The organism is Gallibacterium faecale (assembly GCF_027920745.1).
GTDB lineage: Bacteria > Pseudomonadota > Gammaproteobacteria > Enterobacterales > Pasteurellaceae > Gallibacterium > Gallibacterium faecale.
The window spans coordinates 1-8,365 of the sequence record NZ_JAQIBB010000114.1; the positions used below are offsets into that span (position 1 = coordinate 1).

An 8,365-nucleotide genomic window follows, 5' to 3' on the forward strand; every position below is an offset into this window, starting at 1 on the left:
ATTTTATGCCTTTATCTCATTTTATTTACAAGGATAGGATTATTTCTGATCCTCTAAGATATCAACACGCCCACCACTATGTTTCCAACGATTTTTTCGGCTTTCTGTCCAACCGTCCATACTTTTTTGGATAGCTTGCTGTTCTTGTGGCGAAAGTGCTTTCATTTCTTCTTGGGCTGGTGTAGTTAATTTTGCATTACTAATTGCTTGGTGAATATTACTATAAGCTTTTTGTTGCATTTCGAGTGCTTTTGCCCCTTCACCTTTACCATTGTAGGCATCTTGAATTGATTGATTAATTTGGTCGATTGTTAAGCCATTTTTGTGAGGAGTAGGTGTAGTTAAAGTAGTTTCTTGTGCAGCATAAACTACAGTATGAGTAACAAGAATCGCAAATCCCATAGAAACAACGAGCTGTTTAGTATTTTTCATCTTTATTCTCCTTAAGAGTTAGCACAAAAAGGCGATTGATATATATCCTTAAATAGCTGAGGATCAATAGTGAGTTTAAATGGAAAGGATAAATTGTTCAATAAATATTCGATAACAAAAATACAACAAAAAATCCTCACTTTATACTTAGATAAAATGAGGATAATTCATAAGATTAGTCTAGAGTCAGCCTAACGTTTCCAATTTTTTAGTGCATCAGCAAAAGCATTGCCCATAGAGGATGACTGAAAATTGGATCTTTTTGCTGGTCTATTTTTAGGTTCAGTCGTTGTAGAATGCGGTTTACCGCTTTGTTCATTTAAACGCATAGTTAAGGCAATACGTTTACGATCTACGTCAACTTCTAAAACTTTTACTTTAACAATATCGCCAGTTTTTACCACATCGTGCGGATCTTCAACAAATTTTTCGCTCAATGATGAAATATGTACTAAGCCATCTTGATGCACACCAATATCGACGAAAGCACCGAAGTTGGTAACATTAGTCACAGTTCCTTCTAAGATCATACCCGGTTTCAGATCGCTAATTTGTTCTACACCCTCTAAGAAAGTTGCTGTTTTAAATTCACCACGTGGGTCACGTCCTGGTTTTTCTAGCTCTTTCAGAATGTCAGTCACGGTAGGTAAACCAAAACGTTCATCAGTAAATTGAGTCGCATTTAATTGACGGATTGCAGAAGTATTGCCCATTAATTCAGCAAGGGATTGATGGGTTGCTTGTAAAATTTTCTCTACCACAGGATAAGCTTCAGGGTGCACACTAGATGCATCAAGAGGATTATTACCATCAATAATTCGCATAAATCCAGCACATTGTTCAAAGGCTTTTGGTCCTAAACGTGGTACTTTCTTCAACTGTTCACGGTCGGCAAAACGCCCATTTTCATCACGATAAGCGACAATATTTTGTGCTAATGTTTTGCTCATTCCTGCTACTCGCGCTAGTAATGGCGCAGACGCAGTATTGAGATCCACGCCTACCGCATTTACACAATCCTCTACCACGGCATCTAACTTACGAGCTAATTGTGCTTGATTGACATCGTGTTGATATTGCCCTACACCAATTGCTTTTGGCTCAATTTTTACGAGTTCAGCAAGCGGGTCTTGCAAACGACGTGCAATTGAAACTGCACCACGCAAAGATACATCTAGTTGTGGGAATTCTTGTGCAGCGAATTCAGAGGCAGAATAGACAGACGCGCCTGCTTCACTAACAACCACTTTTTGTGCAGACCAATCAGGCTTCGCTTTGAGTAAAGTCGCAACAAAACGTTCAGTTTCACGAGAAGCCGTACCATTACCAATGGCGATCAGATCAACATGATATTTTTTCCCTAATTGATAAAGTGTTGCGGCAGCTTGTGCTTCTTGTCCGGTATGCGGATAGATAGTAGCGGTATCCAGCAATTTTCCTGTGTTATCAACGATTGCCACTTTTACACCAGTTCGTAAACCAGGATCTAATCCCATTGTATTTTTAGCCCCCGCTGGAGCAGCCATTAATAGTGCAAACAGATTTTTGGCAAAGACGTTAATTGCCTCTTCTTCAGCACGTTCACGCAATGCTGCCATTAACTCTGTTTCTAAATGTAAGGCAACTTTAATTTTCCACGTCCAGGAGATCACTTGTTGTCGCCAACTATCGGCAGGTTGCCCTGTGAATTGAATATTAAGGTGCTGACGGATAATCTCTTCACAATAGCTAGCACTATTTTCTTCTTGTTCAGGATCAGCATTAAGCGATAATGTAAGAATGCCTTCATTCCTACCTCGTAACATCGCTAACGCACGGTGTGATGGCACATTTTTCAGTAATTCGTGATGATCAAAATAGTCGCGGAATTTTTCGCCTTCATCCTCTTTGCCTGCAATCACTTTGGCAGTAATTTCAGCATTATTAGTGAGATAAGAACGTACTTTTGCCAATAGTTGTGCATCTTCAGCAAAACGTTCCATTAAGATATATCTTGCACCATCTAAAGCAGCTTTACTGTCAGTAATACCTTTGTCTGCGTTGATGTAATCTTGTGCTGTGGTTTCTGGGTGGTGATGTGGTTCATGCCAAAGGAGATCTGCAAGCGGTTCTAGCCCTGCTTCAATCGCAGTTTGTCCACGAGTACGACGTTTCGGTTTATAAGGCAGATAGAGATCTTCTAATTCGGTTTTACTTTGCGTATTTTCAATTGCTTGACGTAATTCATCAGTCAATTTGCCTTGTTCTTCAATTGATTTCAAAATGGTCTGACGGCGATCATCTAATTCACGTAAATAGAGTAAACGTGTTTCAAAATGACGTAGTTGTGTATCATCTAAACCGCCGGTAACCTCTTTACGATAACGAGCAATAAATGGAATGGTATTTCCTTCATCTAATAAGGTAATTGCGGCAAGAATTTGTTTACTTTGAACATTCAGTTCATCGGCAATAATTTGGCTAATAGTTTGGTTTAACATCACTTTTTCATTCTATCTTAAAAAATCACCGCCCAATTATAGGCGGTGATAATAAAAAATGGAAAGGGAAACAGTAGTGTTTATTTTTTACAGTGTTGTTTATACAACGCCATAATGACTTCTCGTACTACATTGCGCTGTGTTTCAGGCAATGCAAGGAAATGATTAAATAATACTTTATCTTGGCTTTGAGCAAGATTTTCCCATTGATATTCATCTAGCACTTTGATTTTTCTTAGCTCACCTGCCTCTAAACTTTCTAATTTTTCTTTAGATATTAGGTCTGTCAGGTTTAACCGCAACCAAGCAGCCAAGGTCCGTAATTTATCTATGCGAGGAATACTCTCACCTCGCAGCCATTTTGCTGCGGTATGTGGAGTAATAGGTGTGCCATGGTAACGTAAATTGAATTCTCGTTCGAGAACATTTCCTCTAGCTTGATAGCCTTTGGCAATAAGTCCTTTTTTTAGAGCATCCGCAAAACGCTGTTTATCATGTTGGTAATGAAATATTTTCTCGTCTTTTTTCATAGTTGCGAAAGCTATCATTACCGTATAAAAAATTGTAACTAGCATTGATAAAAATTACATATTGATCAAAAATAGTTACGTTAATGATTTTGTTATATGATGATAAGTAAATAGATTTTTGTTTTAATGGGAAAACAAATAGTTTCAAAGCAACGTGTTGCGGATTATGGAGAGGTTTATACTCAAGAACGAGAAGTCAACGCAATGTTGGACTTAGTTAAGTCGCAAACCGAATCTTTAGATAAAACCTTTCTAGAGCCTGCTTGTGGAACGGGAAACTTTTTGCTGGAAATCCTACGCAGAAAATTAGTGGTTGCTGCAAAAAATTACCAATCACCAAAGAAAGCAAAAGGGAAAAAAGTCCCTACCCAATATTCTTATGAGCGAGATCTTGTATTAGCGGTGAGTAGTTTATATGGCATTGAATTATTAGCCGATAATGTGCGTCGTTGTCATCAGCGTTTATTAGATTATGCTGTACAAGAATATCAACGCCTATTTCCTGACTCAATAAAAACCGAATGTATTAAAACAATTGAGTGTTTGTTAACACTCAATATTGTGCATGGCAATGCCTTAACAATGGAAGTTGCTGCTGAACGTTTGAAATCACCGATTATCGGTTCTGCAGAAGAACAAGCGTATGCTAAAAAAGCCATTATGTTTTCCCATTGGGGTTTTATTGAATACAAGGTGAAACGTCATCAATTTCTATATTGGGGATTAGTTGATGGGCAATATTCCGCTACTGCAAGGAACATGCCTAATAATAAAGTATCTGATCCATACCGTTCTGTGGATCAAGAAAGTTTTTGTCATTTTTTACTAATTGGTGAAACTTATGAGGAAGAGTTCCGTAATGTCCAAGCAAATTTACAACCCTGATGTACTCTCTTGTATTGCTAATTTATCTAGTGATGAAGTGTTTACTTCACCACAATTAGCTAACCAATTATTAGATTTATTGCCACCAGAATTATTTAGTGATCCAACAACAACATTTCTTGATCCTTGTAGCAAATCTGGTGTTTTTTTGCGTGAAATCACTAAACGGTTAATTAAAGGGTTAGAAAGCCATTTTCCAGATTTACAAGAGCGATTAAATCATATTTTTACCAAACAAATTTTTGGTATTGGTATTACCGAATTAACTGCCCAATTAAGTCGGCGTAGCCTTTATTGTTCACGACATGCTAATGGTGAATATTCGGTGTGTACGGCGTTTGCAGAGGCAGATGGCAATATTTTTTATACCTCGCTACTACATCAATGGCAGAGCGGGCGTTGTGTTGAATGTGGTGCAAGCCAAGAGGTTTTTGAGCGTGGGGAAGCATTAGAAAGCCATGCTTATCATTTTATTCATTCTTACAGTCCTTTTTTTGAACAATATAAAGATATGAAATTTGATGTCATTATTGGGAATCCACCTTATCAATTAAGTGATGGCGGAGCACAAGCAAGTGCAAGACCGATTTATCAAAAGTTTGTAGAACAAGCAAAAAAATTACAACCTGAATATTTAGTGATGATTATTCCTGCTCGTTGGTATGCAGGTGGTAAAGGCTTAGATGAATTTAGAATGACAATGTTACAAGACCAACAAATTCGGGAATTACATGATTTTCCAAATTCTCAAGACTGTTTTGCAGGAGTAGTTATTGAAGGAGGGATTTGTTATTTCCTTTGGCAAAAAGGAACAACAGGAATGACAACTGTATTTTCATATGAAAATGGTCGGGTTATTTCCCAAGCAACCAGATATTTACAAGAAAAAAATCTTGAAATTTTTATTCGCGATAATCAAGCGATAAATATTCTTCATAAAATTCTAGGATTTAACGAAAATAATTTTAGTCAGTTAATTAGTTCAAGAAAGCCGTTTGGCTTTGCAACTACTTTTAAAGGTTATGCACGAACCAAAGATAACACAGTCAAATTTTATGCGAATAAAGAAGTAAATTATATATGTCGAGATGATGTAAGAATGAATCAAGATTGGATTAATCTACATAAGGTATTTATTTCATATGCTTATGGGATGGGCAATGAGGCACCATATCAAGTTATAAATAAACCATTCTTAGGTGAACCAAATAGCTGTTGTTCGGAAACTTATCTTGTAATTGGACCATTTGAAAAAAAAGAAATTGCTGAGAATGTTATTTCATATATATGTACTAAATTTTTTCGTTTTATGGTTTTTCTGAAAAAAAATACTCAACATGCAACAAAAAATACATACCAATTTGTTCCAATGCAAGATTTTTCCCAACGTTGGGATGATCAAAAACTCTATACAAAATATAGCTTAACGGAAGAAGAAATTGCCTTTATTGAGTCGATGGTACGCCCAATGGAGATCATTGATGTCGAATAATTATTTACTACCTTTACAACAACCCAAGATTTATGCGTATAGTGATATTCGTTACCCCAATATGTTAAAAGTGGGCTATACCGAGAGAGAGGTTGAGCAACGCATTGCGGAACAATACCCTGTAAAAACTCCAAGCAAAAGCTATCAGATTGAATTAAACGAACTGGCAGTACGTGATGATGGTTCTTACTTTAATGATCACGAAATACATCAAATGTTGATCAAGATGGGGATTAGACGTAGTGAAGGGGAATGGTTTGCCTGTGATGTAACTAAAGTTAAAGAAGCGATTGTTGCGGTGCGTAATCGAATTTCTCCAGTAAAAAATCGTATATTCGATTTTGCGATGCGTCCAGAACAACGCACGGCTGTTAAGAGAACCGCTGAATATTTCACTTCATTTAAATTAGATCCTAAAAATAAGAATAAAGATCCAAAATTCCTTTGGAATGCAAAAATGCGGTTTGGTAAGACATTCGCAACATATCAATTAGTTAAAGAAATGCAATGGCGAAGAGTCTTAATTTTAACTTTTAAACCAGCGGTTAAAACAGCATGGCAAGAGGATTTACAACAGCATACTGATTTCATTGATTGGCAGTTTGTGCATAAAGACAATATTGAACAAGCTCTAGCCATTAAGCAACAAAGTGAAAACTTAAACAAACCGCTAATTTGTTTTTTATCTTTACAGGATTTGCACGGTAGAACAGCAAAGGGTGGTATTAAGAAACAACATCGCTGGATTTATGAGATTAATTGGGATTGTGTGGTGTTTGATGAATACCATTATGGTGCATGGCGAGATAAAACCAAAGATCAATTCGATGATGGCGAGTTATCACTTGAAATCGGTGAAACTGTTGATTTAGAAGAAGATTTATTAAGCCTAACGCCTTACCATTATCTTTATTTATCTGGTACTCCATTTCGAGCGTTAAATGATGGGGAATTTATTGAAGAGCAGATCTTTAGTTGGACTTATTCAGATGAACAGCAAGCTAAAATTGATTGGGGAAATAAACCGAATAACCCTTATTTGGCATTACCAAAAATGGTGATGATGACATATCAAATGTCAGAAGATTTACGCTATATTGCTGAAAAAGGAGAAAACAATGAGTTTGATCTCAATGAATTTTTTGCAGCAACTGGTGAAGGCGAGCAAGCTCAATTTAAGCATATTAATGAAGTACAACAATGGTTGAATTGGTTACGTTATGGTGGTGAACAACAGTTATCTTATACAGGTATGGAAAAACCACCAATGCCTTATAGTGATGTGAGTTTGTTAGGAAATTTATTACATACAGTATGGTTTTTACCTTCTGTGGCTTCTTGTTTTGCGATGCGTAATTTATTAGCTCAACTACAAAATCAGTTTTATCATGACTACACTGTGGTTGTGGCAGCTGGAAGTCAGGCAGGTATTGGGGAAAATGCCTTACCACCAGTGCGTAAAGCAATTGGTGAACGACCATTAGCAACTAAAAGCATTACATTAAGCTGTGGCAAATTATTGACTGGGATATCAATTCCAGAATGGTCTGGTATCTTTATGTTATGTAATTTAAAAAGTCCCGAAACGTATTTCCAAGCCGCTTTTCGCGTACAAACTCCTTGGACGATGCGTAATGATAGTCAACAAGATGTTGTGATTAAAGATTATTGTTATGTGTTTGATTTTGCATTAAACCGTGCTTTATCACAGATTAGTGAATATAGCACACGTTTAAATCCAAAAGAGGATAACCCAGAAAAACAAGTTGCAGAGTTTATTCATTTTTTACCTGTCTTATCTTATGACGGTGGTTCAATGAAGAAATTTGAAGCAACAGATATTTTGGATTATACCCTGAGTGGAATAACAGCAACATTACTTGCACGTCGCTGGGAAAGTGCAATGCTTGTTAATGTAGATAATGAAACATTAGATCGTTTACGGAATAGCCCAGAAGCGATGGCAGCTTTACAAAAAATAGAGGGGTTTCGCTCTCTTAATCAAGATATTGCTACTATCATCAATCGCACAGAATCAGTAAAAGAAAAAAAGAAAAAAGCGATTGAAGAGAATCGTGATTTAACTGTAGCGGAGAAAAAGGAAATCAACGAAGATGAGAAAGAAAGGCTATCATTACGTAAGAAGATTCAAGAAAAGTTAATCAAATTTGCAACACGTGTTCCTGTATTTATGTATTTAACAGATTTGCGGGAACATAGCTTGAGAGAAGTAATAGAGGAACTTGAACCTGATCTTTTTTTATCAGTAACAGGTTTGACACAAAGAGATTTTCAACTATTAGTGAATTTAAATGTCTTTAATCAGTCGCAAATGAATGATGCTGTCTATAAATTTAAGCGTTATGAAGATGCAAGTTTAGAATATACAGGAATTAGAAAGCACAAAGAAAACTTTGTTGGTGGTTATGATACAGTAATTACAAAAACAGAATATTTAGATTTGTAATAGGCTTATCTATAGATAAGCCTCAGACTGTTGACAAACCTCTAGACATACCTCTAGAGGTTTGTAGTGATCCACTAAA

The 8,365-nt window shown here is 36.5% G+C and carries 6 protein-coding genes; 3 read left to right on the forward strand and 3 right to left on the reverse strand.

Going from position 1 to position 8,365, the window contains the following annotated elements; genetic code table 11:
- Window positions 1-39: 39 nt before the first annotated feature.
- The 3 genes from PF272_RS12060 to PF272_RS12070 all read right to left on the reverse strand — a co-directional run bounded on the left by PF272_RS12060 (window position 40) and on the right by PF272_RS12070 (window position 3,487).
- On the reverse strand, window positions 40-432 hold the full coding sequence (locus PF272_RS12060) for a hypothetical protein (RefSeq protein ID WP_271142941.1): 393 nt from the start codon (window positions 430-432) through the stop codon (window positions 40-42).
- Window positions 433-623: 191 nt separating this feature from the next.
- Window positions 624-2,912 (reverse strand): Tex family protein, encoded by a 2,289-nt coding sequence (locus PF272_RS12065; RefSeq protein ID WP_271142942.1) that lies wholly within the window; start codon window positions 2,910-2,912, stop codon window positions 624-626.
- Between the two features lie 80 nt (window positions 2,913-2,992).
- Window positions 2,993-3,487, reverse strand: a complete 495-nt coding sequence (locus PF272_RS12070) for a hypothetical protein (RefSeq protein ID WP_271142943.1) — start codon at window positions 3,485-3,487, stop codon at window positions 2,993-2,995.
- Window positions 3,488-3,568: 81 nt separating this feature from the next.
- On the opposite strand from PF272_RS12070, the gene PF272_RS12075 reads away from it, so the two are divergent.
- From PF272_RS12075 to PF272_RS12085, 3 genes are read left to right on the forward strand one after another with little or no spacing between them, the layout of a single operon-like run.
- A complete protein-coding gene (locus PF272_RS12075; protein ID WP_271142944.1) occupies window positions 3,569-4,327 on the forward strand; it encodes a DNA methyltransferase family protein in 759 nt (252 codons plus the stop codon).
- Complete coding sequence (locus PF272_RS12080; protein WP_271142945.1) at window positions 4,302-5,819, forward strand: Eco57I restriction-modification methylase domain-containing protein; 1,518 nt, start codon at window positions 4,302-4,304, stop codon at window positions 5,817-5,819. The genes PF272_RS12075 and PF272_RS12080 overlap by 26 nt, the downstream gene beginning before the upstream one ends.
- The gene (locus PF272_RS12085) at window positions 5,809-8,286 is read left to right on the forward strand and encodes a DEAD/DEAH box helicase (protein WP_271142946.1); all 2,478 of its coding nucleotides are present in this window, start codon (window positions 5,809-5,811) and stop codon (window positions 8,284-8,286) included. The genes PF272_RS12080 and PF272_RS12085 overlap by 11 nt, the downstream gene beginning before the upstream one ends.
- Window positions 8,287-8,365 lie beyond the last annotated feature (79 nt).

What these genes read in the sequence shown, in the direction of transcription:
- PF272_RS12060 (WP_271142941.1), bottom strand. Translation starts at nt 432, where the DNA reads ATGAAAAATACTAAACAGCTCGTTGTTTCTATGGGATTTGCGATTCTT.
- PF272_RS12065 (WP_271142942.1), bottom strand. Translation starts at nt 2,912, where the DNA reads ATGTTAAACCAAACTATTAGCCAAATTATTGCCGATGAACTGAATGTT.
- PF272_RS12070 (WP_271142943.1), bottom strand. Translation starts at nt 3,487, where the DNA reads ATGCTAGTTACAATTTTTTATACGGTAATGATAGCTTTCGCAACTATG.
- PF272_RS12075 (WP_271142944.1), top strand. Translation starts at nt 3,569, where the DNA reads ATGGGAAAACAAATAGTTTCAAAGCAACGTGTTGCGGATTATGGAGAG.
- PF272_RS12080 (WP_271142945.1), top strand. Translation starts at nt 4,302, where the DNA reads ATGTCCAAGCAAATTTACAACCCTGATGTACTCTCTTGTATTGCTAAT.
- PF272_RS12085 (WP_271142946.1), top strand. Translation starts at nt 5,809, where the DNA reads ATGTCGAATAATTATTTACTACCTTTACAACAACCCAAGATTTATGCG.